The sequence below is a fragment of the Micromonospora sp. DT201 genome (assembly GCF_049841575.1).
Classification (GTDB): Bacteria; Actinomycetota; Actinomycetes; order Mycobacteriales; family Micromonosporaceae; genus Micromonospora.
Map to the genome: position 1 here is coordinate 591,522 of NZ_JBNCKP010000001.1, position 25,286 is coordinate 616,807.

The following is a 25,286-nucleotide window of genomic DNA, read 5'->3' on the forward strand; positions in this document are numbered from 1 at the left end:
GACCGGCCGGACCGCGTTTCGTTAGTCGCGAGTCACCCCACCAGGCTGGCGAAGACGACCACGTTGTCCTGGTAGCTCTTGGCGGTCTCGTCGAACTGACCACCGCAGGTGACAACCCGCAGGCTGGGCCGATCGCTGGGCCCGTACACCAACTCGGTGGGGAAGGCCGTCTTCGGGTACGACTTCACCGAGTCGACCTTGAAGGTGGCCGCCAGGCCGTCGGCCCGACGCACGGTGACGGTGTCGCCGGGGGTGAGCGCGCCGAGGTCGAAGAAGACGGCCGGGCCGAGCTTCGCCGAGTCCACGTGCCCGACGATGACCGCGTTGCCCGTCTCGCCGGGGCTCGCACCCGGCTCGTACCAACCAGCCTGGTCGGCCTGATCGAGCGGGGGGACCTGGACGGTGCCGTCCGGATTGGTGCCCAACGACATGATCGTCGCATCGACACCGATTCGGGGGATCTCGATGCTGGTCGGTGCGGAGCGCGCCAGCCCGGCCGGCGCACTTTCCTGGCCGACCGGCTGCCCGTCGACCGGCGGGAGGTCGGTGGCGGTGGCCGGCGGCACGGTGACCTCGGGGCCGGCCTGGGCCAGCGGCTGCGGCGGTCGGGGAGCGGGCGTGTCCTTCAGAGCGGCGCCGATCATGCCGGCACCGATCATGGCCATGGTGACGACGACGGCCGCGCCGGCGGCACGCCACGGTCTCCCGTGACGGCCGCCGGCCCGTGTCGTCGTCACGTCAGACGAGCGAACCATCGGTCCGCCGACGACGCATCAGCACGATCCCGCCGAGCGCGGCAGCGCCGAGCAGGCCCGCCCCGCTGGTGGCCAGGCCACGGTCGGTGCCGGTGCTGGCGCCACCGTCACCGCCGTCGACACCGCCGTGCGGCAGCACGACGAGCTCGCCCTCGCCGCACGAGCCCTTGAGCTCGTAGCGACCCGGCTTGGCGTCCTTGTCGACCTTGGCCTCGCCGTAGTAGACGAACTCCCGCTCCTCTTCCCAGCGGTCCTCGTCGGAGCCGTACTTGTCCTCGTCCTTGGACTCGCGGCCCTCGGAGCCGTATTCGTCGGAGCCGTGGCCCTTGGACTCCCAGCCCTTGTCCGAGCCGTACTCGTCCGAGCCGTACTTGTCCTCGTCCTTGGACTCGCGGCCCTCGGAGCCGTACTCGTCCGAGCCGTGGCCCTTGGACTCCCAGCCCTTGTCGGAGCCGTACTCGTCCTCGTGCTTCGAGCCCTTGTCGGAGCCGTACTTGTCTTCGTCCTTGGACTCCCAGTCCTTCTTGTCTTCGTCCTTGGACTCCCACTCCTTCTTGTCTTCGTCCTTGGACTCCCAGTCCTTCTTGTCTTCGTCCTTGGACTCCCAGTCCTTCTTGTCTTCGTCCTTGGACTCCCAGTCCTTCTTGTCCTCGTCCTTGGACTCCGACTCCTTCTTGTCGCGGTTGTCCTCCGCGTCCTGGGCGTGCTCCTCGCCCTTCCAGTCCTTGCTGTCCTCGTCGTCGTAGGCGTCGGCAGCGGCGCCGCCACCCTGACCGCCGTCGGCGTAGGGCTGCGAGTCGTCCTTGCCTTCTTCGCCCTTGCCCTCGTCGTCCTTGCCTTCTTCGTCCTTGCCCTTGTCGTCCTTGCCGTGCTCGTCCTTGCCCTCTTCGCCCTTGCCCCCTTCGCCCTTGCCCTCGTGGTCCTTGCCCTCTTCGCCCTTGCCCTCTTCGCCCTTGCCCTCGTCGTCCTTGCCGTGCTCGTCCTTGCCGTTCTCGTCCTTGCCCTTGTCGTGGTTGGCGGAGTCCTCCTCCTCGCCCCACTTGCGGTCCTCACCCCGGTCTTCTTCCGCCGGCTTGAGCTCGACCTTGCCGGTGACCTTGGACCACACGTATGCGTGCTCCTGCCGATCCGGGCAGATCTCGAGGAGCTTGACCTCGTCGCCGGCCTTGACCACGTGGGGCTTGGCGTAGACCTTGCCGTCGTGGTCCTTGCCGTCGTCGTGGCCGTTGGCGTAGGCGATCCCCGGTGCGAACACCAGGAGCGACGCGCCGCCGAGCGCGGCGCCCGCAACGACCTTCCCGAGCATCTTCTTAGCCATGACCTGCGTCACTCCATCCCTGTTGTCCTGAGCCCGGCGACAACCGAGCTAAGACCGACGTTAGACCGTTTCATGACTTATGAAGTGAAAGATTCGCGTTTTGACCTTTGATCCAAATAAGAGATGAAGAGGTGCTACGCGGCTTTCGGGGCACCGAGCGCCGTCTCTGGCACCGCAGGCCGCTTGCGGATGCCGCACGGTGTTCTGCGTTCGGCGTGCCCGGCGACCCCCGCTCATCCGGTAGTGGCGGCGGCGGTCTCGTTACGTGCCGCTCGGGCGCGGTCGGAGGTATCGTCCGAAACGGATCCGGGGGGGACCCCCGCCGCAACGCATCGAGCCATTGCCATGGAAGCGCTCCCATGCGAGAATCGGCGAACGCGGTTCGGGGAGCCACACCGCGCAGGCAGGCAGTCGAGGGCACCCGGTTTACCGGGGCGACAACCCGCCGCCAGAGGGCCGGCAATCACGCCGGTTGTGCACCACCACCACCACCATCGCCCGTCCGGGTCGGGCGCCCCCCAAAAAAATCCCGTGGCGCCGGCGGCCGTCCGTGCAGGACGCCCACCGGGCCGTCTCGCCGGGCCGTACGCGAGCCCGGTCTCGCCCAAGGAGATCAGTGGCATGAATGTGTGGAGAAGGCTATCCGGCCCACGCCGGGGCCTCGCGCTCGCCGGCGCGGGCGTCCTGGTCGCCGGCGGGTTGGTGACGATCCCGGTTACCGCGGCGCAGGCCGCGACGCAGTGCGACGTCGCCTACTCGACCAACGACTGGCCCGGCGGCTTCACCGCGAACGTCACCATCAAGAACCTCGGTGACCCGATCAACGGTTGGACGTTGGGCTGGACCTTCCCCAACTCCAGCCAGCGGGTGCAGCAGGGCTGGTCGGCCGAGTTCAGTCAGTCCGGCAGCCAGGTGACCGCGCGCAGCCTGTCGTACAACGGCAACCTCGCCACCGGCGCGTCGACGAGCATTGGCTTCAACGGCGCCTGGAGCGGCAGCAACCCGAAGCCGACCTCGTTCACCCTTAACGGCGTCGTCTGCAACGGCGGTACCACCAACCCGACCACGGTGCCGCCGACCACGGTGCCGCCGACCACGGTGCCGCCGACCACCGTGCCGCCGACCACCGTGCCCCCGACCACCGTGCCGCCGACCACCACGCCGCCGGGACAGAAGGTCGACAACCCGTACGCCGGGGTGCCGGGTTACGTGAACCCGGAGTGGAAGGCCAAGGCGAACGCCGAGCCGGGTGGAAGCCGGGTGTCCAACAACCCCACCGCCGTCTGGCTGGACCGGATCGCCGCCATCAACGGCACTCCGAACAGCAGTTCGAACGGCGCGTTCGGGGTGCGGGAGCACCTGGACGAGGCGCTGCGCCAGGGCGCCGGCTACATCCAGTTCGTGATCTACAACCTGCCCGGCCGGGACTGCTCCGCGCTCTCCTCCAACGGTGAGCTGGGCCCGAACGAGCTTCCCAAGTACAAGGCCGAGTACATCGACCCGATCGCGGCGATCCAGGCCGACTCGAAGTACCGGAACCTCCGGATCATCAACGTCATCGAGATCGACTCGCTGCCGAACATCGTGACCAACACCTCGGGTCAGCCGGGCGGCACGGTCATGTGCGACACGGTCAAGGCCAACGGCGCGTATGTCAACGGTGTCGGCTACGCCCTGGCCAAGCTGGGCGCGATCGGCAACGTCTACAACTACATCGACGCCGGCCACCACGGCTGGCTCGGCTGGGACTCGAACTTCGGCCCGACCGCCGACATCCTGAAGACCGCCGCGGTCGCCTCCGGCAGCACTGTCAACAACGTGCACGGGTTCATCACCAACACCGCGAACTACTCGGCGCTCACGGAGCCGTACTTCAAGGTCACCGACAACGTGAACGGCCAGACGGTGCGGCAGTCCAAGTGGATCGACTGGAACTTCTACGTCGACGAGTTGTCCTTCGCCCAGGCGTTCCGTACCAAGCTGATCTCGGTCGGCTTCAACTCCAACATCGGCATGCTGATCGACACGTCCCGCAACGGCTGGGGCGGCTCCGCCCGGCCCACCGGCCCGGGTGCGACCACCAGCGTGGACACCTACGTCAACGGTGGTCGGATCGACCGCCGGGCCCACGCCGGCAACTGGTGCAACCAGGCCGGTGCCGGTCTCGGTGAGCGGCCGCGGGCGAACCCGGCGACGGGCATCGACGCCTACGTCTGGGTGAAGCCTCCGGGTGAGTCGGACGGCTCCAGCAAGGAGATCCCGAACAACGAGGGCAAGGGCTTCGACCGGATGTGTGACCCGACGTACGGCGGTAACGCCCGTAACGGCAACAACCCATCGGGTGCGCTGCCGGACGCGCCGATCTCCGGTGCGTGGTTCTCCGCCCAGTTCCAGGAGCTCATGCGTAACGCGTACCCGGCGCTCTGACCGGATCGCCTCCGCACCCACCTGCCGCCGGCAGTAGGTGAGGCACTGCCGGCGGCAGGTTCCCCCGGGTCCCCGGCCCGACCGTCACAGGTCGGGTCGGGGACCCCCCATGGCCCGGTCAGGGCACGGTGCGCTCGATCGCCGCCCGGCCCTGCTCGGCCAGGTCACGGCGGGCCTTGTCCAGATTCTCCGGGGTGAGGTCCTGCCCGCGGGCCATCACCAGGTCCTCCGGCTCCCAGGGTTGCTCCGCTCCGGTGCGGATGTTGTCCCCGCCCGCGCCGGTGCCCGTCCCGGTCGCCCCGGTGCCGGCGGCGTACGGGTCGCCGATCAGGTCGTCGGTGTCCGGCGCGAGGTCGTCCGGTCGGGTGCGGGGCTCGGAGAAGGCCGGGGTGTCCTGGTCGGGGCCACCGCCGGTCCGTAGCTGCGTCACGGTGATGTCATCATCCACCGCTGAGGCCACCTCCGGGCTGTCCTCCAGCGGCGGTTGGCGATCGCGATCGGTCATGGTGTTGCCTCCTGCGTCCGACACGGTGCCTGATGCCCCTCGCGTACCCCCTCGTGCCGTGCTCATGCAGCAGGGGTCACCGGTCAGGTGCCGGGTTGCTGCTCATTGGGGGCCGGCGGCTCCGCCGGGCGCCGCCACTGCCAGAGCAGCATGAGCAGGCCGAAGACGAGCATCACCAACCCTGCCCAGAGGTTGATCCGGACACCCTGGGCCTTGTCGATCTCGGCCCCACTGTCGAAGATGCCGATCAACGTCACGATGATCCCGTACGCCACGAAGAGGCCACCGATCACCCGACGGATGTCGAACAACCGGGCGGCGGCGGAGCGGCGCTGCTCCGCCTGCGTCTCGTCGATCAGCGGGTCCTGTGCCGGCTGGTCGTCGTTGCTCATCTGCCGAGCCCCTTTCCTAGAAGACCGGGATGTAGAAGAGGGCGGCCAGCGCGACCGCGATCACGCCGAGCAGCACGGGGGAGCGGTACCAGACGGCGTCCCCGGCGAGCACGTCGCCCTTCAGGTCGACGCCGCCCATGCCGTAGACCAGCCCGCGCAGCTCCTCGTCGCGCTTGGGAGCGGTGAGAGGGGTCAGGATCGCGGCGACGATCGCCACCGTGACGAACGCGATGCCGGCACCCCAGAAGCTCTCCTCCAGGTCGGAGTTGAAGCCGATCACACCGCCCTTGTAGAGCAGGTACGTCGCCAGCGACGCCAGGGTGCCCAACAGCAGCGACCAGAAGCCGGCCAGGGCGCTCATCCGCTTCCAGAACATGCCGATGATGAACGTGGCGAACAGCGGCGCGTTGAAGAGCGAGAAGAGCGCCTGGATGTAGTTCATGATGTTGCTGAACCCGGCCGCGATGAACGCGGTGCCGATCCCGACCACCACGGCCGCGACCGTCGCCCACCGGCCGATCCGGAGGTAGTAATCGTCCGGCCGGCCGGGTCGGATGTATGCCTGCCAGATGTCGTAGGTGAAGACGGTGTTGAAGCCGCTCACGTTGGCTGCCATACCGGCCATGAACGAGGCGAGCAGACCGGTGACCGCCACCCCGAGCACGCCGTTGGGGAGCAGGTCGCGCATGAGCAGCGGGATCGCGTTGTTGTACTGCAGGTCGCCGCTCTGGGCGCCCAGACCTTTCACCGTGACCAGGGCGACCAGGCCGGGAATGACCGTGACCAGGGGAATGAACAGCTTCGGGTACGCGGCGATGATCGGCGTACGCCGGGCGGCGCTCATGTTCTTCGCCGACAGCGCCCGCTGCACCTCGGCGAAGTTCGTCGTCCAGTAGCCGAAGGAGAGCACGAAACCGAGGCCGAAGACGATGCCGATCCACTGCGCGCCCAGCGGGTTGGCGGTGCTGCCCGTGTCCTGCCAGGCGTGCAGGCCCGCCTCGCCGAGTTTGGAGTCGCGTACCGCGTCCATCAGGCCGTTCACCCCGCCGACCTTGACCAGGCCGATCACGGTGACCGGGATGAGGCCGGCCAGGATGACGAAGAACTGGAGCACCTCGTTGTAGATCGCCCCGGACAGACCACCGATGGTGATGTACGCCAGCACGATCGCCGCGCCGACCACGACCGCGGTCCAGAGCGGCCAGCCGAGCAGCGCCTGCATCACCAGGGCCAGCGCATAGAGGTTGACGCCGGCGATGAGCACCTGGGCGACGGCGAAGCTGAGCGCGTTCAGCAGGTGGGTTGGGCGGTTGAACCGCAACCGCAGGTACTCCGGCACGCTGCGGACCTTCGAGCCGTAGTAGAAGGGCATCATCACGATGCCCAGGAAGACCATCGCCGGCACCGCGCCGATCCAGTAGTAGTGGACCGTCATGACGCCGTACTGGGCACCGTTCGCGGCCATGCCGATGATCTCCAACGCGCCCAGGTTCGCCGAGACGAAGGCGAGACCGGTCACCCAGGCCGGCAGGGATCGGCCGGAGAGGAAGAAGTCGACGCTGGTCCGGATCGCCCGGCGCGCGGCGATGCCGACCCCGAGGACCGTGACGAAGTACAGCGCAAGAATCAGATAGTCCAGGCCGTTCATGTTGAGCCGAAGACCGCCGCCGTCCATCTCCGTCACCCCTCGTCCCGACGTCCGCACTGGTTTGACGCGCGCCCTATTACCCCTGTGCGGACGGTTTCACGCCTCGATGCGGGTTGGGCTGTTTCGGGTGGATTCGGACGGTATGGCGGGTTCGGTTGATCGCTCGCAGCCCAGCAGCGCGTCGGTCGGGGGTCGCGTCGCTCAGGGGCCACTGATCTCCCAGCGCAGGAACGCCCCGGCCGACTGGCCGGGGCGCCCTCGGGGTGCGTCGCTCAGCGACCCAGTACGCGGTCCAGGAAGTCCCGGTACCGGCGTACCGCCACGCGCAGTTGCTCGGTGTCCGTCGAGCCGGCGTCCTGCCACCCGCCCAGCGTGTTCTTCTGCGCGGCCAACGCCGAGGCGAGCGCCTGGATCGCCTCCTCCACCAGCGACTGCGCCTCGCCGGCGGCGGCATTCGGATCGTCGACGAAGCGCAACTGCACGTCCCGCCAGCGGTCCCGGAAACCCTGCGCCGTGTCCGCATCCAGCAGCGTGGCCGGCTCGGCCGCGACAGTTGACCCGGCGGGGCGTGACGTTCCGGCGGCTCCCAGCGACGTGCCGTCGCCCTCGGCGGTGACCGGCTCGCCGTCCGCGTCCGGATCGACCATCTCCGGTGTCGCGCTGCCGTAACCGGTCGCGCCCGCGGCCTCCGCGTCCGGGTCGGTCCCGGGGGCGGCATCCCGACGGTGCAACTCGGCCGTGGGGTCGGCCCGCAGACCTTCGCGCTCGCCGTCCTCGGCACCGTCGCCCGGCCGGGCCGTCCGCTCGGCCCTGGGGTCCGGCTGATCCTGCGGGCGCGGGCTGGCCAGCGCGGAGGCGGCCACCGCGTCGCCCACCGTGGTAGCGCCGAACGCTGTCGGGAGTGGGCCTGGCTCGTTGAAACCGCCCTCGTCGGTGGACCGGTCGTCCCGCCGATGGCGCGGGTCGGAGTCGTCGGCGCGCTCGTCGTCGGCCGGGTCGTACCCGGCATCCCGTTCGGTGTTGTTGGTCCGCTCTTCTGCGATGGTCTGGTCGTCGAAGGTGCCTCGGTCCTCCAGGGCATCCTCAGGAAGGTCCGAGCGGCCGGTCCGGTCGCCGGCGGGCGTTACCGGGACGGGCGCGGACCGGACGGCCTCCGGATGGTCGTTGCTCACCTGCTGCTCTTCCTGGCGCATCGGTGGCCTCCTCAGCGGCTCGTGGCGTCGTGGTCCGGGTGGTGGCGCTGTTCGGGCGTACGGTGGTCGACCGGCTCCTCGCCGAGCAGGTCGGCGAAGAGCGCCCGGTAGTGCACGACCGCCTGCCGCAGCTCCTCGGTGCTGGCCTCGCCCCGGGAGTTGCGCAGGTGGATGTCGTGCGCGTCGCGGTAGTTGGTCAGCGTGCGGGCGTGCTCGACGGAGAGGTGGGCGAGCTGGTCGGAGAAGTCCCCGGTCGGGTAGCCCTGCTCCTCGATGAGCCGGGTGACCAGAACGTCGGCGTCGCCCACCGTCTCGCCGGGCGAGTCGATGAAGCGGACCTGGAGTTCCTCCCAGGCGGCGCTGTAACGGGCCCGGGACTCCGGGCTGAGCGGGGTGAGCGTGAGCTCGGCGTGCCGGCGTTCCCGGTCGCGCAGTTCGCGCTCCGCGGCGGACCGGCTGTCCTGCTCCGCCACCATCCGGTCGTACTCCGGCCCGAACCGGTTGCGCAGCGCGCGACGGCGGCTGAGCGACCGGGCGGCCACGGCCAGCACCGCGACGATCACGAGCACGACGAGCACGATGACGATTACCTGCGTGGGCGACATGGGCTCCTCCTTCGTTACCTGGTATTCCCTCCGCGCACTGATCGCCAATCCCGATCCGGGGTACTTTCCTTGCCGCCGGCTAAAACTGGACTCATTCCAGAAACATCGGATCCGTCCCGCCGCACGGCGAATGCCCACCGGCCCGCCAGCGGAGCGTTCACGGCACATCTCGGAGCGTCGATGTCGGCGCGACAGGCGGTAGTGCAACCGCCCTTGATTACGTATCCTGCCCAAGGCGCCCGCGCCGGTGCCCGGCGTTACGCCGGGCGCCCAGCCGGCCGGCGCGTTGCCCGGCGGTGCCGGCGCCCCTCCTGCCACCCCTGTACGGGCGAGGTCTGATGAAAACCCGCGACTGGCCGATCCGCTCGAAGCTGACCGCGTTGGTCGTCGCGCCGGTGACCGCGCTCCTGGCGCTGTGGATCTTCGCGACCACGCTGACCTTCGGCCCCGCCCTGAACCTGCTCTCCGGCCGCACCCTGCTGTACGACCTGGGTCGCCCCGGCGAGGTCGTGGTCACCGAGTTGCAACGCGAACGTCGGCTCTCGGTGGTGCAGCTCGCGGGCACCGCCGAGCTGCCCGCCCTGACCGAGCAACGCGAGCGCACCGATCGGGCGGTCACCGAGCTGCGCCGCCGGGTCGACGGGGAAGCCCTGCGCGACGCCGCGGACGACCTGCTGGAAACCCGGGTCGACCACCTGGTCACCGCCCTGGCGGCACTGCCGGCCGGCCGGGAATTCATCGACGACCGCAAGGTGGACCGGGCCGGCGCGATCGGCCTGTACAGCGGCATGGTCTCCGCGGCCTTCCAAGCGTTCGCCGGCATGGCGACCCTGGCCGACCCGGACCTCAACCGGCAGGCACTGGCGCTCACCACGTTGGGCCGCTCCCGGGAACTGCTCGGCCAGAGCGACGCGCTGCTGGCCGGAGCGCTCACCTCCGGCCGGTTCGCCGAGGGGGAGCACACCCAGCTCGTGCAGGCCATCGGCAACCAACGGTGGCTCACCGAGAGCGCCGTGGCCGACCTGCCCGAGGCCGGCCGAGTCGCGTACCAACGGTTGACCGAGGGCGAAGCGTTCACCCGGCTGCGCACGATGCAGGACGCGCTGGTCGCGGCCAACCGGACCGGCCGGCCGCCGGTCGACGCGGCGGCCTGGCAGGCCAGCCATGACGCGGTGCAACAGCAGTTACGCGAATTCGAGCTGGCCGAGGCCGACGGACTCACCGACCGGTCAGTGCCGATGGCGGTCCGCATCCTGGTGCGGCTGGCCGCCGCCGGCGTGCTCGGGCTCGTCGCCGTGGTGGTCTCGGTGCTGGTGGCGCTGCGGGTCGGCCGCACACTCGTCCGGCGGCTCAGCGGCGTCCGCACCGCCGCGCTTGAGCTGGCCGAACACCGCCTGCCGGACGTGGTGACCCGGCTGCGTCGCGGCGAACAGGTCGACGTCGCCCGCGAAGCACCCCCGCTGGAGTACGGCAACGACGAGATCGGCGAGGTCGGGCGTGCCTTCAGCGAGGTGCAACGCACCGCCGTCCAGGCCGCGGTGGACGAGGTCACCCTGCGTCGCGGGCTCAACGAGGTCTTCCTCAACATCGCCCGACGGAGTCAGAGCCTGGTGCACCGTCAGCTACACCTGCTGGACCGGATGGAGCGGCGAGCCGAGGACCCGGACGAACTGGCCGAGCTTTTCCAGGTCGACCACCTGGCAACCCGGCTCCGCCGGCACGCCGAGGACCTGGTCATCCTCGCCGGCTCCGCGCCCGGCCGCGGTTGGCGAAACCCGGTCGCGATGGTCGACCTGATCCGCGGGGCGATCTCCGAGGTCGAGGCGTACGACCGGGTGGACATCACTGCCGCCCAGCCGGCCGGCGTGCTGGGCCGGGCAGTCGGCGATGTCATCCACCTGCTCGCCGAGCTGGTCGAGAACGCCACCGCCTTCTCCCCGCCGGACACCCGGGTCACCGTCACCGGCGCGCAGGTGGCCAACGGGTACGCCCTTGAGATCACCGATCAGGGGCTGGGCATGTCCGACGCGGCGCTGGAGGCGGCCAACACCCGGCTGGCCAGCTCGCCCGAGTTCGATCCGGTCCAGAGCGCCCGACTCGGCCTGTTCGTGGTGGCCCGGCTGGCGGCCCGGCACGGCGTACGGGTGCGGTTGCGCCCCTCCGGGGAGGGCGGGGTGACCGCCGTGGTGCTGATCCCCACCGACCTGGTCACCGCCGAGCCGCCGGCCGGCCCCGACCCTGCCACGCTGCCTGCCGCGTCGGCCGACCCGGGCCGGCGGTTGGCCCGGACGGCTCGCCGGGGCACCGTGCCCCGCCCCCGCACCCGCCCGCCCACAGCCCCGCCCGCCGTCGCAGCACCGCCTGCCCCGCCCAGCGGCGCAGGGACCTCGGGCACGTCGCCGGTCATCGAACTCAGCGATGCGGCGTCCTTCGAGGAGCCGGCCGACGAGTTGGACGGCCTGCCCCGCCGGGTGCGACGCCACGCCCCCGCAGCTCAGCCCCGGTCGACCGTCGGCGACACCCCGACGCCCCGATCTCCTGAGGAGGTGCGTCGGGTGATGGCCGCTCTGCAGGCCGGCACGGCTCGCGGACGCGCCACCGTCATCGTGCCAACGGCTCCGGCCGGGCAAACTGGTCCGACCGTCCCAACGGTCCCCGCGGCACCGGCCGCTCCGGCGAAACCGGCCGCACCTGCGGCGCAAACCGATCCGGCGGTCCCGGCGGCCCCTACCAACCCGGCGACGACCCCCGAAAACCCCGACCGCAACTGAGAGGGACGCCTAGTGCGGCATTCGACGAAGCAGAGCGCCGGCCTCGACTGGTTGCTCGACGAGCTGGTGCAACGGGTGCCGGCCGCCCGGGAGGCCGTGGTGCTGTCCGCGGACGGCCTGCTGCTCGGCTGCTCGGCCGAGTTGGAGCGCTCCGACGCAGAGCACCTCTGTGCGCTCGCCGCCGGCTTCTCCAGCCTGGCGCGGGGCGCCAGTCGGCACGTGGACGGCGGCCCGGTCCGGCAGACCGTGGTGGAAATGGAGGCGGCGTACCTCTTCGTCACCGCCGCCGGACAGGGTGCCTGCCTGGCGGTGGTGAGCGACGCGGACGCGGACATCGGGTTGGTCGCGTACGAGATGGCGATGCTGGTCATCCGGGTGGGGGAGAGCCTTGCCGCGCCGGCCCGGCAGTCGGTGGGACCCGGTGCTGCGGACTGAGCCGCCCGGGCCGCAGCACGAGTGGCTGGACGGCGACGCCGGCCCGGTAGTGCGCCCGTACACCCTCACCGGAGGCCGGGTACGCTCCGCCGTCGACGGTTTCAACCTGGTCGCGTTCGTGCTGGCCGGTTCGGACGTCGACGCGGCGAGCCATCCGCACCTGCTCCCGGAGCACCGACGGCTGGTCGCGTTGGCCCTCCGGCCGGTGTCGGTGGCCGAGTTGGCGGCCGAGCTGGACCTCGCGGTCGGTGTGGTCCGGGTGCTGCTCGGTGATCTCCTGGCTGAGGGCCTGGTCGCGGTGCACGAGCCGCCGGCCGCCGGCATCCTTCCCGACGACGACATCCTCAAGGCGGTGGTCAGTGGACTCCGTGCGCTATGACCAGGTGAGCACCAGCACCACGATCCCGCTGGCACTGAAAATCCTCATCGCGGGAGGCTTCGGGGCTGGCAAGACGACGTTGGTGAGCGCCCTGAGCGAGGTCCGTCCGTTGCAGACCGAGGAGGTGTTGACCGGCGCTGGGATCGACACCGACGACATCTCCGGGGTGGAGGGGAAGTCGACCACCACGGTGGCGATGGACTTCGGCCGGATCACCATCAACGACGACCTGCAGGTCTACCTGTTCGGCACCCCGGGTCAGGATCGGTTCTGGTTCCTCTGGGACGAGTTGGCCTTCGGCGCACTCGGCGCGGTGGTGCTCGCCGACACCCGTCGGCTGGCCGACTGTTTCCCCTCCATCGACTATTTCGAGCAGCGTGGCATCCCGTTCGTGGTGGGCGTGAACTGCTTCGACGACTCCCGCCGTTTCAACCTGGAGACCGTACGCCGGGCGCTCGACCTCGACCCGGACGTGCCGATGGTGCTCTGTGACGCCCGGGACCGGCAGTCCGGAAAGATGGTGCTGATCTCCTTGGTCGAGCACGTTGCCCGGCAGCGCGGGGAGGCGGTGCCGGCGGCCTGACATCCCGGGCGCAAAGCCGGTTAACGGGCCGGCAATGCGGGCAGCCTCTGGTTGGATCAGCGGAGGATGCCGGCGGAGGAGTTGGACGTGAGTGGTCAGGGTGAGGTCGTCCACATCGGGGGTTACACCGCGCAGAGTGGTGGGCGGGGCAGCGGCATCGTCGCCGCGCGTCGGGACCCGACGACCGGGGCGCTGACCCCGCTCGGCACGGTGGCGGTCACTCCGTCCCCCTCCTTCCTGGCGCGGCACCCCACCCAGCCGGTGCTCTACGCGGTCAACGAGCTGACGGACGGGGAGATCAGCGCCTGGCGGGTCGGGCCGGACGGCGAGCTGGATCCGCTCGGTCGACGATCGACCGGCGGTGCGGAGCCCTGCCACCTGGCGGTGCTGCCTGACGGCGGCCACCTGGTGGCGGCCAACTACGGCAGCGGCAGCGTCGCGGTCTTCCCGCTCGACCAGCAGGGAGTGCCCGGAGAGCGCACCGACCTGGTGGTGCACGAGGGGCACGGCCCTGACCCGGAGCGGCAGGACCAGGCGCACGCCCACATGGTCAACCCGGGAGTGGGTCGGGGGCCGCTCTTCGCGGTGGACCTCGGCACCGACTCGGTCTACCGGTACGACCTGGACGACGCGACCGGGCGACTGGTGCCCCGTGCGCCGCGGATCCGCACGACGCCCGGCACCGGGCCCCGGCACCTGGCCCGCCACCCGGACGGACGGCGCTGTTACCTCGTCGGCGAGTTGGACGCCTCGGTCACCGCGTACGAGCTGACCGACGACGGCGCGTTGCACCAGCGCGGTCGGGTCGAGGCGAGCGAGCGATCCGGTCATGTCCAGCCCTCGGAGGTCGCGGTCGGCCCGGACGGCCGGTTCCTCTATGTCGCCAACCGTGGGGTGGGGACCCTGGCGGTCTTCACCCTGGCCGGGGAGCTGCCCGAACTGGTGGCCGAAGTGGACACCGATGGCGGGTGGCCACGGCACTTCGCGCTCATCGGGGAGCACATCTACGTCGCCGATGAGCGGGCGGACATGGTGCGGGTCTTCCGGCGCGACGCAGACACGGGCGTCCCCGAGGCGGTCGGAGAGCCGGTGCCGGTGCCGAGCCCGACGTGTGTGCTGGCGTGAACCCCGGAGTCGAGACGCGAGGACAGCGCTGAATTCGCAACACCATGAGGCTGCTGTATCACTCCGCGTTGCCAAATAGTGATCAACTGTTTCTCCTGCGTAACTTTCGGCCGAATGGATGTGGCAGAGGTGGCACCTTGTACGCAAGATGGTCACCGTGTCAGCTGGCCGCCATCGCATGCGTTCGAAACTCCACCTAGTAGCCGCCGCCGCGACGGCGACGGTGCTCGTCGTCACGACCGGTGTGTGGTTCGGCTATCGGGAGTTGATCCAGCCCAGCTGCTCCGGGGAGATCCGGCTCGATGTTGCGGTCGCCGCCGAGCTTGCGCCCGCGGTCGACGCGGCCGCGTCCCAGTGGGTCAAGGACGGCGCTGCGGTAGGCCCCACCTGCATCCGGGTCGACGTTTCCGCGTCCGACCCGGTCGACGTGGCCGCCGTGGTGGCGGCCAAGCACGGCGCTGTCCTGGCTGGCGTGGGGCAGGCCAGTGGCACCGCCGTCAGCCCCGACGTCTGGGTGCCCGACTCCTCGACCTGGCTGCTGCGGTTGAAGAAGGACGCCACCGCGTTCGCTCCGACCAACGGCGCGTCCATCGCGCGTAGCCCCATCGTCGTCGCGATGCCCGAGCCGACCGCCACCCGCTTGGGCTGGCCGGACAAGAAGTTCACCTGGACCGGCCTGCTCAATCAGGTCAACAACCCGAGCGCGCCTCTGCGCACCGGGATCGTCGAGCCGACCCGTGACGCGGCCGGGCTGTCCGGCCTGCTCTCGTTGACCTCGGCAGCCAGCGCCGCCGGCGGCAACACCCAGCGCAACACCGTTGGTGCGCTCCGGGCACTGGCCACCGGGCGTTCCTCGCTGCGCAACGACCTGCTGGCCCGCTTCCCGACCTCCAAGGACGCGACGTCCATCGCCAGCGGTCTCGGCGCGGCGGCGCTGTCCGAAGAAGACGTGATCGCGTACAACAGCAAGGAACCGCCGGTGCCGCTCGCCGCGCTCTACATGGAGCCGGCACCGATGCCGTTGGATTACCCGTACGCGGTGCTGCCCGGCATCGAGCCGAGCAAGGCGTCGGCGGCCCGGGTGCTGTTCGAGCTGCTCACCGGCCCCACCTTCCGCGACCGGCTCGCTGCGCAGTCGCTGCGTGCACCGGACGGCAACTGGGGCGACGGCTTCAAGGCGCCGCAGGGTGCCCCGAGCCCGTCGGGTGGCGCACCGACCGCACCGGCGACCGGCGGCGCCGCCGCGGGTGGCCTCGACCCGGCTGCCATCCAGCGGGTCGTCTCCAGCTGGTCGATCGCCACCCAGCCCGGTCGGATGCTGGCCGTCGTTGACGTCTCCGGCTCGATGAAGGAAAAGGTTCCCAGCGCCAACAATCGCAGCCGGGAGGAGGTCACCGTGGAAGCGGCCCGCCGTGGCCTCGGCCTCTTCGACGACTCCTGGTCGATCGGCCTGTGGACCTTCTCCACCAAGCTGGTCGGCAACCTCGACTACAAACAGCTGGTCGGCATCGGGCCGCTCTCCGGCCAACGGGCCCAACTGGAGGCGGCGCTCGACACCGTCACGCCCTCCAGTGGCGACACCGGCCTCTACGACACCGTGCTGGCCGCGTACCAGGCGGTGCAGGAGGATTGGCAACCCGGCCGGGTCAACTCGATTGTGCTGTTCACCGATGGTGAGAACGAGGACGACAGCGGCCTCAACCAGCAGCAGTTGCTCGCCAAGCTCAAGCAGATCGCCGACCCGGATCGGCCGGTCCAGGTCATCATGATCGGCATCGGCGAGGGCGTCAGCAAGGCCGAGCTGGAGTCGATCACGAAGGCGACCGGTGGCGACGTCTTCGTCACCAAGGACCCGAGCGAGATCGGCAGCATCTTCCTCAGTGCCATCGCACGGCGTCCGCCAGCACCTCGCTGAGTCGACGCTCAGACGTCAAGGGCCTGCCGTACCGGCGATCCGGTACGGCAGGCCCTTTTTGGCGGCCAGGTCGAAGAAAAACTGACGGCAATACGTCCGAAGCAATCGGCTGCCATGGTTGTCGGGGCAGGATGTCGACTGTGCCGGCATAGTCGGTCCGCCTCCGGTCCGACCCGTTGACCGGGGCCATCCTGTAAAGAGTGGGAGGGCCGGTGACCGCGGCGACACTGTTGACCCCCGCCACGTCGACGGAGCCGACCGGCCGCCGTGCCGGGCTGGTGGAGCGCGCCGACGAACGATCATACGTTCGGGTTCTGGTGGTGCTGGACACCACCATTCTCATCATCGCGCTGCTGATCGGATACGTCGCCCGCTTCGGTGACGGCGAGCCGACCGCCTCGGAGATCCCGTACGTGCTGATGGCCCCCGCGTTGGCGCTGGCCTGGCTGATCTCGCTCAAGGCGCTCGGCTGTTACAACGACCGGGTGATCGGCTATGGGGCGGACGAGTACCGGCGGGTCAGCTCCGCAAGCCTGCGCCTGGCCGGTGCGGTAGCCATCATCGGCTACGTCGCCGACCTCGGCGTGTCCCGGGGCTTCCTGGGCGTCTCCTTCGCGGTGGGCACCGTCGGGCTGGAGATGGTGCGGTTCGCCGCCCGCAAGCGCCTGCATCGAGCCCGGCGGCTGGGTGGCGGCTGGTCCCGCCGGGTGCTGGTGGTCGGCGACAACGCTCACGTGTTGGAGTTGGTGCAGACGCTGCGCCGCGAGCCGTACGCCGGTTACCAGGTCGTTGGCGCGTGCATCCCGGACGCGCTGCTCGCGCCGGTGGCGCAGCGGCTGGGCGACGTTCCGGTGGTGGGGTCGTTCCGGGGCATCCCGGAGGCCGCCACCGCGATCGGCGCGGACACTGTCGCGGTGACCGCCTCCGGCGAGCTGACCGCGACCCGGCTGCGTCGTCTCGGCTGGCAGTTGGAGGGGACCGGCGTCGACCTGGTCGTGGCACCCGCGCTGACCGACGTTGCCGGCCCACGGATCCACACCCGCCCGGTTGCCGGCCTGCCGCTGATCCACGTCGAGGCACCCGAGTTCCGCGGCGCGCGCAAGCTGGTGAAAGGGCTCGTGGACAGGTCCGCCTCGTCGCTGGCGCTGGCGCTGCTGCTGCCGCTGATCGCGTTGATCGCCCTGGCCATCAAACTGGACAGCCGGGGCCCGGTGCTGTTCCGACAGGTCCGCGTCGGCCGGGGCGGTGAGGAGTTCGGCGTGTTCAAGTTCCGCACCATGGTGGTAAACGCCGACGCGCTGCTCGCCGAGCTGACCGTGCGCAACGAGACCGACGGTCTGATGTTCAAGATGCGCCAGGACCCCCGGGTCACTCGCGTCGGCCGGCTGCTGCGCAAGTGGTCGCTGGACGAGCTGCCGCAGCTGGTCAACGTGCTGTTGGGTCAGATGAGCCTGGTCGGGCCCCGCCCGCCGCTGCCCTCGGAAGTGGCCCGCTACGACGGCGACGTGGCCCGGCGGCTGCTGGTCAAGCCTGGCATGACCGGCCTGTGGCAGGTCAGTGGCCGCTCCGACCTGAGTTGGGAGGACGGCATCCGGCTCGATCTCTACTACGTGGAAAACTGGTCCCTCGCCGCCGACCTCTCCATCCTCTGGAAAACCTTCGGTGCGGTCCTGAACGGCCGCGGAGCCTACTGACTACCGACCACTGCCGGTCACGGTTGTGGGCCGGTCCAGTCCAGGCAGACGACCACCGCGTCGTTGACCAGGTCGCCGGCCACGAATGCACGCAGATCACCGATCAGGGACCGGACGGCGTCCAGTGGCGCCATCGGTCCGGTTCGCCGCAGGAACCGGTCCAGTGCCGTTTCGCCGTAGCGCGTGTGCTGCCCGGTGGCCTCCAACACCCCGTCACTGACGACGAAGATCCGGTCGCCGCGCTCCAGGGGGAACTTCTGCTCGTGGTAGTCGGTTGCCTCGAACATGCCGAGCGGGAACTGCGCCTCCAGGGGCTGCTCGATGACGTCCCCGCCGCGCAGCAGGACCAGCCGGGGTGAGCCGGCGTCGACCACGGTCATCACCCCGGAACGCAGGTCCAGCTCCATCAGCAACGCGGGGAGGTGCTGCTCGCCCCGGTACAGGTCGTAGAGGGCCTGGTCGGCAAGGGCGGTCTGGTCGGCCAGGCTCAGCCCGGCCCGGCGGGCGTTGCGCAGCGCGTGGGTGGCCAACGAGGTGAGCAGGGAGGCGGCGACACCCTCACCGGTGCCGTTGATGGTGGACAGCCAGAGTCGCTGCCCGTCGTCGGACCAGTCGAAGCTGCCGCCGCGTACCGCGTACGCCGGCTCCAACTGCCCGGCCAGGCTGAACGAGGGTCGGATCCGGCTGCGGCCGGGGAGCAGGTCCCACTGCATCTCCGCGGCCAGAGTGAGGCGCTGGGCGCGCCGTGCGGCCCGGTAGACGTCGGTGCCGGCGGAGACCGCCGCCAACTCGTGGGCAAGCGCGGTGGCGATCTCGGCCAACGCGACGAGGACCTCCCGGTCGTCCGGCACGGGCGACAGGCACAGCACGCCTCGCCGCTCGCCACGCATGGTGACCGGGAACCAGGCGGTGCCGTCGGCGAGTATCGGCGACTGGTGGTCGAAGGCGCGCCAGGCAGGGTGCCCGGGGCTCGTGATCGGATCACCCTCGGTGAGCGGCAGGAGCTCCGAGAGCCGGTAGTCGACCTGGTACAGCTCGACGTCGTTGATTCCGTACGACCGGACGAGCACATCCCCGACACCGCCGACGAGCCGGTCGGCTGGTGTCTCGTTCAGGGCACGTCGTGCCTGATTGACCGGTTCGCTCATCGTCACTCCCTTGCTCAAAGCTCGCCGACCAGTGGGTTCGGAGTAGTCTCGGGCCACCATGACCGAACTGAACGGTCCGACGGACCCCGAGACGAGTATGGCTGCCGTGCTGGATCAGGCGGCCGCTGCCCTGTTGGGCATCTGGGAATCCGCCCGAGAGGGGACCGCCAACCGCGTTTCCGGTGCTCAGCTACGGGCGGTAATGGTGGTGGAGCAGCACGACGGGATCAACCTGCGTCGGCTCGCCACCCGGCTCGACATGCTGCTCAGCTCCGCCAGCCGCCTCTGCGACCGGTTGGTCGCCGCCGGCATGCTGGAGCGCGAGCCGGGCCGCTTCGACCGGCGGGAGATCTCGCTGCACCTCACCCCGGAGGCCCGCCGACTCCTCGCTGAGCTGCGGGCCGACCGTCAGGCGCAGCTCGCCACCGTGCTGGCCGCGATGAGCCCGGAGGGCCGCGACGCGTTGCTGAGCGGAATGCGGGAATTCGACGAGATCGCTCGCCGACAGCAGGCACAGAGCGCGCCGGCGACGGGCGAGTCGACGGGGCACGAGGGGGACCGGCCGGACGACCCGGACCGGCCCACTGGGCGTTCGGAGGACTGGCCGCTCGATTCAGACCGGCAGACCCGCACAGTGTGGGGCGGCCCGGAACGATCGATCGGCACCACCCGGGAGTGGCCGGCTGGCGACCCGCCGGTGGCACGGACCGCCTGATCGGAGCGTTCGGGCCGACACTCCGGCCCGGTCGTGTGATCACACCGGCACCGACGCAGCGAGCGCGGGTCGTCGATCAGCCGGATCGGGCCAGCCAGCCGGCGGGCTGGGCGACGATCCGGCGGGCCACCGAACCGGCAGCACCCACCGCGGCGGCCTCCGCGCCGAGCGTCGACGGCCGGACCGTGACCGGCGACCAGGCGGCGGTGAGCACCCGGCCGGCGATCTCGGCCAGCACCGGCGGGCACAGCCAGGGTGCCAGCGCTGCGTAACCGCCACCGAGCACCACGGTGTCCAAATCGAGCAGGTTGACGACGCTGGCCACCGCGACACCGAGCGCCGTCCCAGCGTCGTGCAGCGCCCGCAACGCGTCCGCGTCGCCGGCCTCGGCCAACTCGGCCAGTCTTGCCGTCGCGGTGTCTGCGGGAAGCTCCGCCTGGGCCAGCCCGGCAGCGGCCACGATCGCCTCCTGGCCGGCGTACTGCTCCAGGCAGCCCTGCCCGCCGCAGCGGCACGGACGGCCTTCGGGGTGGACCGGGAGGTGCCCGATCTCGCCGCTCCAACCGCGGACGCCGCGAAACAGGGCCCCATCCAGCACGATGCCGGCACCGATGCCCACTTCTCCGGAGATGTGCAGGAAGCTGGACGGGCCGGGCGGCCGAGAGTGCAGTTCGCCAAGTGCGGCGAAGTTGGCCTCGTTGTCCACCATCAGTGCCGGGACGCCGGGCACCTGCGCGATCAGCGGAGGATGCTCGGCGAGCAGCGCGGGCACCGGCACGTCGCGCCAGCCGAGGTTCGGCGCGAGCCGGACCATCCCGGCGTCATCCACCAGGCCGGGCACCGCGAGCGCGGCCCCGACCAGGGTGAGGCCCTGCTCGGCAGCGTCGTCGCGGGCCGCCCCGGCCATCTCGACCAGCTGGGCGAGGGCGTCTGCGGGGGCCACCGGTCGCAGGTCGGCGCGGTGCACCGTGCGGTGCCGGACCTGGCCGGCGAGGTCCACCACGCAGACCGTCAGGTAGTCGACGTTGACCTCCAGGCCGAGCCCGGCCGGCCCCTGGTCGGCCAGGACCAGCCCCCGTGCCGGGCGGCCGGCACCGGCGCGGGGTGCCGGGTCGGACTCGCTGACCAACCGGCCGGCGAGCAGGTCCTCGACCACCGCGGAGACCGTGGCTCTGGTCAGGCCGGTCGCGGTCGCGAGGTCAGCCCGGGACGGAGGTCGGTCGGCCGCGGCGATCCGGCCGAGCACCAGGGCGAGGTTGAGCTCGCGCAGACTGCCCTGACGGACGGCGCCGGCCGGGGCGTGGGTGAGGCTCACCCCTTGACAGTGCCATACGGCGGGCAAATAATTCAATGGCTGAACAAATAGCGGACAACACCACCCCGGAGGTCGCTCATGGCACCCCGTCCCACTCCCGCCGACAAGTTCTCCTTCGGGCTCTGGACCGTCGGCTGGCAGGCCCGCGACCCGTTCGGTGACGCGACCCGTCCCGAGCTCGACGCGGTCGAGGCAGTGCACCGGCTCGCCGAGCTGGGCGCGTACGGCATCACCTTCCACGACGACGACCTGATCCCGTTCGGGGCCGACGCCGCCACCCGCGACCAGCACATCGCCCGGTTCCGCAAGGCCCTCGACGAGACCGGCCTGGTGGTGCCGATGGTCACCACCAACCTCTTCACCCACCCCATCTTCAAGGACGGCGGCTTCACCAGCAACGACCGCGACGTCCGCCGGTACGCGCTGCGCAAGGTGCTGCGCCAGGTCGACCTGGCCGCCGAGCTGGGTGCCAGCACGTTCGTGATGTGGGGCGGCCGCGAGGGCTCCGAGTACGACGTCGCCAAGGACGTCCGTGCCGCGCTGGACCGCTACCGCGAGGCGGTGGACCTGCTCACCCAGTACTCCATCGACAAGGGCTACGGCCTGCGGTTCGCCCTGGAGCCCAAGCCCAACGAGCCGCGCGGCGACATCCTGCTGCCGACCATCGGGCACGCGCTCGGTTTCATCTCCCAGCTGGCCCACCCGGAGCTGGTCGGCCTCAACCCGGAGGTCGGCCACGAGCAGATGGCCGGGCTCAACTACGCCCACGGCATCGCCCAGGCGCTCTGGCAGGGCAAGCTGTTCCACCTGGACCTCAACGGCCAGCGCGGCATCAAGTACGACCAGGACCTGGTCTTCGGTCACGGTGACCTGATGAACGCGTTCGCCCTGGTGGACCTCCTGGAGAACGGCGGCCCCAACGGCGGGCCGACCTACGACGGCCCCCGGCACTTCGACTACAAGCCGTCCCGGACCGAGGACATGGACGGTGTCTGGGCCTCGGCGGCGGCCAACATGAGCACGTACCTGCTGCTCAAGGAGCGGGCTGCGGCTTTCCGCGCCGACCCCGAGGTGGTCGAGGCGCTCGCCGCCAGCAAGGTCGGCGACCTGAACACGCCGACGCTCGACGCGGGTGAGGGCTACGAGGAGTTCCTGGCCGACCGGTCCGCCTTCGAGGATGTCGACGTCGACGCCGTCGCCGCCCGGGGCTTCGGCTTCGTCCGGCTCAACCAACTCGCCGTCGAGCACCTGCTCGGCGCTCGCTGAGGCCCGCCATGCCGCTGGTCGCAGGCGTTGACTCGTCCACCCAGTCCTGCAAGGTGGTCATCCGGGACGCGGAAACCGGTGCCCTGCTCCGGCAGGGCCGGGCATCGCACCCGGACGGCACCGAGGTTGACCCGGAAGCCTGGTGGCAGGCGCTGCGAAGCGCCGTCGACCAGGCCGGCGGGTTGGCCGACGTGGCGGCGATCTCCGTCGCCGGCCAGCAGCACGGCATGGTGTGTCTCGACGAGGACGGCCGGGTGGTCCGCCCGGCACTGTTGTGGAACGACACCCGATCCGCCGACGCCGCCGCCGATCTCGTTGAGGAGGCCGGCGGCGGCGCGGCTGGGCGTCGGTTCTGGGCCGAGGCCGCCGGCAGTGTGCCGGTCGCCAGCTTCACCATCACGAAGCTGCGGTGGCTGGCCACGCACGAGCCGGAGCTGGCAGCCCGGGTTGCCGCAGTCTGCCTGCCGCACGACTGGCTGACGTGGCGGCTGGCCGGCGCACCGGGGTTGGGCGCGCTGCGTACCGACCGGGGTGATGCCAGTGGCACCGGTTACTGGTCGCCGGCCACCGGCGACTACCGACTGGACCTGCTGGAGCGGGGCTTTGGCCGGCAGTTGGTGGTGCCCGAGGTGCTCGGTCCAGGGGAGTCGGCGGGGAAACTGGCCGACGAGCTGGGAGGGCCGGGCGGCGCGCTGCTCGGCGCGGGCACCGGGGACAACGCCGCTGCCGCGCTCGGCGTCGGTGCCGGCCCGGGTGACGTGGTCGTTTCGATCGGCACCTCCGGCACCGTGTTCAGCGTTGCCGACGTGCCGGCCGCCGACGAGAGTGGTGCCGTGGCGGGCTTCGCCGACGCATCCGGTCGGTTCCTGCCGCTGGTCTGCACGCTAAACGCGGCCCGTGTGCTGGACGCCGCCGCCGCGATGCTGGGCGTCAGCCTGGACGAGCTGGCCGAGCTGGCGCTCTCCGCGCCAGCCGGAGCGGACGGGCTTGTCATGGTGCCCTACCTGGAGGGTGAGCGGACGCCAAACCGGCCGCTCGCCACCGGCGCGGTGCACGGGCTGACCCTGCGCACGTCGACCCCCGCGCACCTGGCGCGGGCCGCCGTGGAGGGCATGCTCTGCGCGCTCGCCGACGGCCTGGACGCACTGACCGCGCAGGGTGCCACCGTCCGCCGGGTCATCCTGGTCGGCGGCGGAGCCCGGTCGGCTGCGGTGCGTCGGATCGCCCCGCAGGTCTTCGGCTGTCCGGTCGTCGTGCCGCCAGCGGGGGAGTACGTCGCCGACGGCGCCGCCCGGCAGGCCGCCTGGGTCGCCCTGGGCGGTCCCACGCCGCCGGTCTGGGCGGTCGAGGGCACCGAGGAGTACGCGGCCGAGCCCGTCCCCGCCGTGCGCGACCAGTACGCCGCAGCTCGTGGGCTGGTCCTCGACCGCCGCTGAGGCTCGGGATCGACGCGGGTGGGTGCCGGTGGACGTGGCCCGGCACCCACCCGCGTGACGACCTCCGTGGCGGAGTCTGGTTGGCTGCCCGTCATGACGGTGACCAGTGGCGGGCACGGCCGGGGCAGAGCGCATCTCGGCCAGCGCGTGCACGGCCGGGGCGGTGGCCCGGCGCACCGGTTGTACAGCGTCGTGGTGTTCGTGCTGCTCGCCTCCCTGGATAACGTGGCGATCGGGCTGGTCCCGCCGCTGTACGGCCCGATCTCCGACGCGTTCGACGTGTCGGGGCGGCTGCTCGGCTTCGTCACCGCCGTCAGCTTCCTGGTCAGCGCGGTCGCTGCGGTCGGCTGGGCGTACGTCGGTGACCGGACCAACCGCAAGCCGCTGCTCATGGTGGGCACGCTGGTCTGGGCGGTGGGCACCGGCGGCAGCGCACTCGCCGGCAATTACCTGACGTTCCTCGCCGCACAGCTGGTCGCGGCGGTCGGTCTCGGCGCGGTCGGCTCGGTGGGCTTCTCGGTGGTCACCGACCTGATCTCACCGACCCGGCGAGGGCTGGTGATGAGCTTCTGGGGCCTCTCCCAGGGGGTCGGCACCCTGGCGGGCACGCTTGTCGGTGGGCTGCTCGGGGCAACCGACTGGCGGCGGCCGTTCCTGGTCCTGACCGGCGTCGGCCTGGTCGCCACCCTGGCCTACCTGTTCACCTACGACATCCGGCGTGGTCAGAGCGAGCCGGAGCTCGCCGACAGGCTGGACGCCGGTGCCGAGTACGACTATCGGATCAGCCGCGCCGACGTGCCGCGCATTTTGGCCCGACGGACCAACCGGTGGCTGATCCTGCAGGGTTTGACCGCCCAGGCCGCGTTCGGCTCGCTGGTGTGGCTGCCGGTGCTCTTCGCCGAACGGGCCGAGGCTCAGGGCTACTCGGCGTCGACCGCTGTGGTGGTGGGCAGCGTCTTCGCCACGCTGTTCCAGCTCGGCGGGGTGCTCTCCATCGTGGGTGGGCTGATCGGCGACGCGGTGCAACGGCGTACGCCGAGAGGGCGGGCACTGGTCGCCGCAGTCGGCATCCTCGCCGCGCTGCCGTTCTACCTGGTGCTGTTCTTCGTGCCGGTGACCATCGACGTGCCGGAGGACGCCAGCGGCGGCGCGGTGGTCGGCGCAGTGCTGGCCAGTGTGTTCACCGAGCCCTCGGTAGGGCTGAGCCTGCTCACCGCGATCGTGGCGCTCGCGTTGACCTCGGCCAACTCGCCGAACTGGTTCGCACTGATCGCCGACGTGAACCCGCCGGAGCACCGGGGCACCGTCTACAGCCTGGGTAACCTGGTCAACGGGATCGGTCGCGCCGCCGGCAACGGACTGGTCGGGGTGGCTTTCCAGGGGCTGCGGGCGGCATTCCCGCCGCCGCTGAACTTCGCGGTCGGCCTGGCTGCGTTCCAGCTCTTCTTCATACCCACCGGCGTCATGTACTGGCTCGCGTCGCGGACCTCGCCAGCGGACATCGACAACGTGCACGACCTGCTACACGCCCGCGCCGACCGCCTCTGACCCGAACCGCCGCACCCTGCCGCACCCTGCCGCCCCCGCCGCCCGCCCCGACCTCACGCGCGCCTTGATCCACGCAACATCAGGGAAAGTGCTGCCTGGGGCGAGCGTGAGGG

Annotated in this window: 21 protein-coding genes; 12 read left to right on the top strand and 9 right to left on the bottom strand. The window is 70.8% G+C overall.

Annotated features, from left to right (window positions below):
* Positions 1–32 precede the first annotated feature (32 nt).
* Together ACLQ28_RS02850 and ACLQ28_RS02855 are read right to left on the bottom strand one after the other, a co-directional pair.
* Positions 33–737, bottom strand: coding sequence for a class F sortase (locus ACLQ28_RS02850; protein WP_425684599.1), 705 nt, complete (start codon positions 735–737; stop codon positions 33–35).
* Between the two features lies 1 nt (position 738).
* Positions 739–2,073 (bottom strand): hypothetical protein, encoded by a 1,335-nt coding sequence (locus ACLQ28_RS02855; RefSeq protein WP_425684600.1) that lies wholly within the window; start codon positions 2,071–2,073, stop codon positions 739–741.
* Between the two features lie 621 nt (positions 2,074–2,694).
* Between ACLQ28_RS02855 and ACLQ28_RS02860 the strand changes: the two genes are divergently transcribed.
* The gene (locus tag ACLQ28_RS02860; protein WP_425684601.1) at positions 2,695–4,500 is read left to right on the top strand and encodes a glycoside hydrolase family 6 protein; all 1,806 of its coding nucleotides are present in this window, start codon (positions 2,695–2,697) and stop codon (positions 4,498–4,500) included.
* 118 nt (positions 4,501–4,618) lie between these two features.
* Here ACLQ28_RS02860 and ACLQ28_RS02865 read toward each other — a convergent pair whose 3' ends face one another.
* The 5 genes from ACLQ28_RS02865 to ACLQ28_RS02885 all read right to left on the bottom strand — a co-directional run bounded on the left by ACLQ28_RS02865 (position 4,619) and on the right by ACLQ28_RS02885 (position 8,843).
* Positions 4,619–5,005, bottom strand: a complete 387-nt coding sequence (locus tag ACLQ28_RS02865; RefSeq protein WP_110561586.1) for a hypothetical protein — start codon at positions 5,003–5,005, stop codon at positions 4,619–4,621.
* An 83-nt stretch (positions 5,006–5,088) separates the two neighbouring features.
* A complete protein-coding gene (locus ACLQ28_RS02870) occupies positions 5,089–5,397 on the bottom strand; it encodes a hypothetical protein (protein WP_425684602.1) in 309 nt (102 codons plus the stop codon).
* A gap of 16 nt (positions 5,398–5,413) precedes the next feature.
* Positions 5,414–7,072 (bottom strand): sodium:solute symporter family protein, encoded by a 1,659-nt coding sequence (locus ACLQ28_RS02875; RefSeq protein WP_425684768.1) that lies wholly within the window; start codon positions 7,070–7,072, stop codon positions 5,414–5,416.
* Between the two features lie 245 nt (positions 7,073–7,317).
* A complete protein-coding gene (locus tag ACLQ28_RS02880; RefSeq protein WP_425684603.1) occupies positions 7,318–8,238 on the bottom strand; it encodes a hypothetical protein in 921 nt (306 codons plus the stop codon).
* Positions 8,239–8,249: 11 nt separating this feature from the next.
* The gene (locus tag ACLQ28_RS02885) at positions 8,250–8,843 is read right to left on the bottom strand and encodes a hypothetical protein (RefSeq protein ID WP_425684604.1); all 594 of its coding nucleotides are present in this window, start codon (positions 8,841–8,843) and stop codon (positions 8,250–8,252) included.
* Between the two features lie 338 nt (positions 8,844–9,181).
* Here ACLQ28_RS02885 and ACLQ28_RS02890 point away from each other — a divergent pair, with 338 nt between their 5' ends.
* The 7 genes from ACLQ28_RS02890 (at position 9,182) to ACLQ28_RS02920 (ending at position 17,745) form a co-directional block, all read left to right on the top strand.
* Positions 9,182–11,614, top strand: a complete 2,433-nt coding sequence (locus ACLQ28_RS02890) for a sensor histidine kinase (RefSeq protein ID WP_425684605.1) — start codon at positions 9,182–9,184, stop codon at positions 11,612–11,614.
* 12 nt (positions 11,615–11,626) lie between these two features.
* A complete protein-coding gene (locus ACLQ28_RS02895) occupies positions 11,627–12,049 on the top strand; it encodes a roadblock/LC7 domain-containing protein (RefSeq protein WP_425684606.1) in 423 nt (140 codons plus the stop codon).
* Complete coding sequence (locus ACLQ28_RS02900; RefSeq protein ID WP_425684769.1) at positions 12,039–12,428, top strand: DUF742 domain-containing protein; 390 nt, start codon at positions 12,039–12,041, stop codon at positions 12,426–12,428. The genes ACLQ28_RS02895 and ACLQ28_RS02900 overlap by 11 nt, the downstream gene beginning before the upstream one ends.
* Positions 12,409–13,011, top strand: a complete 603-nt coding sequence (locus tag ACLQ28_RS02905; RefSeq protein WP_425684607.1) for a GTP-binding protein — start codon at positions 12,409–12,411, stop codon at positions 13,009–13,011. Before ACLQ28_RS02900 ends, ACLQ28_RS02905 begins: the two co-directional genes overlap by 20 nt.
* A gap of 87 nt (positions 13,012–13,098) precedes the next feature.
* The gene (locus ACLQ28_RS02910) at positions 13,099–14,136 is read left to right on the top strand and encodes a lactonase family protein (RefSeq protein WP_425684608.1); all 1,038 of its coding nucleotides are present in this window, start codon (positions 13,099–13,101) and stop codon (positions 14,134–14,136) included.
* Between the two features lie 157 nt (positions 14,137–14,293).
* Positions 14,294–16,051, top strand: coding sequence for a substrate-binding domain-containing protein (locus tag ACLQ28_RS02915; RefSeq protein ID WP_425684609.1), 1,758 nt, complete (start codon positions 14,294–14,296; stop codon positions 16,049–16,051).
* 212 nt (positions 16,052–16,263) lie between these two features.
* Positions 16,264–17,745 carry a sugar transferase gene (locus ACLQ28_RS02920; RefSeq protein ID WP_425684610.1) on the top strand — a complete coding sequence of 494 codons (1,482 nt, stop codon included), beginning with the start codon at positions 16,264–16,266 and terminating at the stop codon, positions 17,743–17,745.
* A gap of 17 nt (positions 17,746–17,762) precedes the next feature.
* Here the strand turns inward: ACLQ28_RS02920 and ACLQ28_RS02925 are convergent, their stop codons facing one another.
* Entirely contained in the window at positions 17,763–18,893 is a 1,131-nt protein-coding gene (locus tag ACLQ28_RS02925; protein WP_425684611.1) for a PP2C family protein-serine/threonine phosphatase, read from the bottom strand.
* Positions 18,894–18,951: 58 nt separating this feature from the next.
* Between ACLQ28_RS02925 and ACLQ28_RS02930 the strand changes: the two genes are divergently transcribed.
* A complete protein-coding gene (locus ACLQ28_RS02930) occupies positions 18,952–19,608 on the top strand; it encodes a MarR family winged helix-turn-helix transcriptional regulator (RefSeq protein ID WP_425684612.1) in 657 nt (218 codons plus the stop codon).
* Positions 19,609–19,684: 76 nt separating this feature from the next.
* On the opposite strand, the gene ACLQ28_RS02935 is transcribed toward ACLQ28_RS02930, so the two are convergent.
* Positions 19,685–20,923, bottom strand: a complete 1,239-nt coding sequence (locus ACLQ28_RS02935) for an ROK family transcriptional regulator (protein ID WP_425684613.1) — start codon at positions 20,921–20,923, stop codon at positions 19,685–19,687.
* A gap of 78 nt (positions 20,924–21,001) precedes the next feature.
* Between ACLQ28_RS02935 and xylA the strand changes: the two genes are divergently transcribed.
* The 3 genes from xylA to ACLQ28_RS02950 all read left to right on the top strand — a co-directional run bounded on the left by xylA (position 21,002) and on the right by ACLQ28_RS02950 (position 25,173).
* Complete coding sequence (xylA, locus tag ACLQ28_RS02940; RefSeq protein ID WP_425684614.1) at positions 21,002–22,189, top strand: xylose isomerase; 1,188 nt, start codon at positions 21,002–21,004, stop codon at positions 22,187–22,189.
* Between the two features lie 8 nt (positions 22,190–22,197).
* Positions 22,198–23,625, top strand: coding sequence for a xylulokinase (gene xylB / locus ACLQ28_RS02945; RefSeq protein WP_425684615.1), 1,428 nt, complete (start codon positions 22,198–22,200; stop codon positions 23,623–23,625).
* Between the two features lie 93 nt (positions 23,626–23,718).
* Positions 23,719–25,173: an MFS transporter gene (locus ACLQ28_RS02950; protein ID WP_425684616.1), complete on the top strand. Its 1,455-nt coding sequence runs from the start codon at positions 23,719–23,721 to the stop codon at positions 25,171–25,173.
* Positions 25,174–25,286: the final 113 nt, after the last annotated feature.

Excerpts from the sequence above, each read along its gene's own strand:
- xylB (WP_425684615.1), top strand. The coding sequence starts at position 22,198 with ATGCCGCTGGTCGCAGGCGTTGACTCGTCCACCCAGTCCTGCAAGGTG.
- ACLQ28_RS02880 (WP_425684603.1), bottom strand. The coding sequence starts at position 8,238 with ATGCGCCAGGAAGAGCAGCAGGTGAGCAACGACCATCCGGAGGCCGTC.
- ACLQ28_RS02930 (WP_425684612.1), top strand. The coding sequence starts at position 18,952 with ATGACCGAACTGAACGGTCCGACGGACCCCGAGACGAGTATGGCTGCC.
- ACLQ28_RS02885 (WP_425684604.1), bottom strand. The coding sequence starts at position 8,843 with ATGTCGCCCACGCAGGTAATCGTCATCGTGCTCGTCGTGCTCGTGATC.
- ACLQ28_RS02860 (WP_425684601.1), top strand. The coding sequence starts at position 2,695 with ATGAATGTGTGGAGAAGGCTATCCGGCCCACGCCGGGGCCTCGCGCTC.
- ACLQ28_RS02870 (WP_425684602.1), bottom strand. The coding sequence starts at position 5,397 with ATGAGCAACGACGACCAGCCGGCACAGGACCCGCTGATCGACGAGACG.
- ACLQ28_RS02890 (WP_425684605.1), top strand. The coding sequence starts at position 9,182 with ATGAAAACCCGCGACTGGCCGATCCGCTCGAAGCTGACCGCGTTGGTC.
- ACLQ28_RS02925 (WP_425684611.1), bottom strand. The coding sequence starts at position 18,893 with ATGAGCGAACCGGTCAATCAGGCACGACGTGCCCTGAACGAGACACCA.
- ACLQ28_RS02875 (WP_425684768.1), bottom strand. The coding sequence starts at position 7,072 with ATGGACGGCGGCGGTCTTCGGCTCAACATGAACGGCCTGGACTATCTG.
- ACLQ28_RS02855 (WP_425684600.1), bottom strand. The coding sequence starts at position 2,073 with ATGGCTAAGAAGATGCTCGGGAAGGTCGTTGCGGGCGCCGCGCTCGGC.
- xylA (WP_425684614.1), top strand. The coding sequence starts at position 21,002 with ATGGCACCCCGTCCCACTCCCGCCGACAAGTTCTCCTTCGGGCTCTGG.
- ACLQ28_RS02865 (WP_110561586.1), bottom strand. The coding sequence starts at position 5,005 with ATGACCGATCGCGATCGCCAACCGCCGCTGGAGGACAGCCCGGAGGTG.
- ACLQ28_RS02950 (WP_425684616.1), top strand. The coding sequence starts at position 23,719 with ATGACGGTGACCAGTGGCGGGCACGGCCGGGGCAGAGCGCATCTCGGC.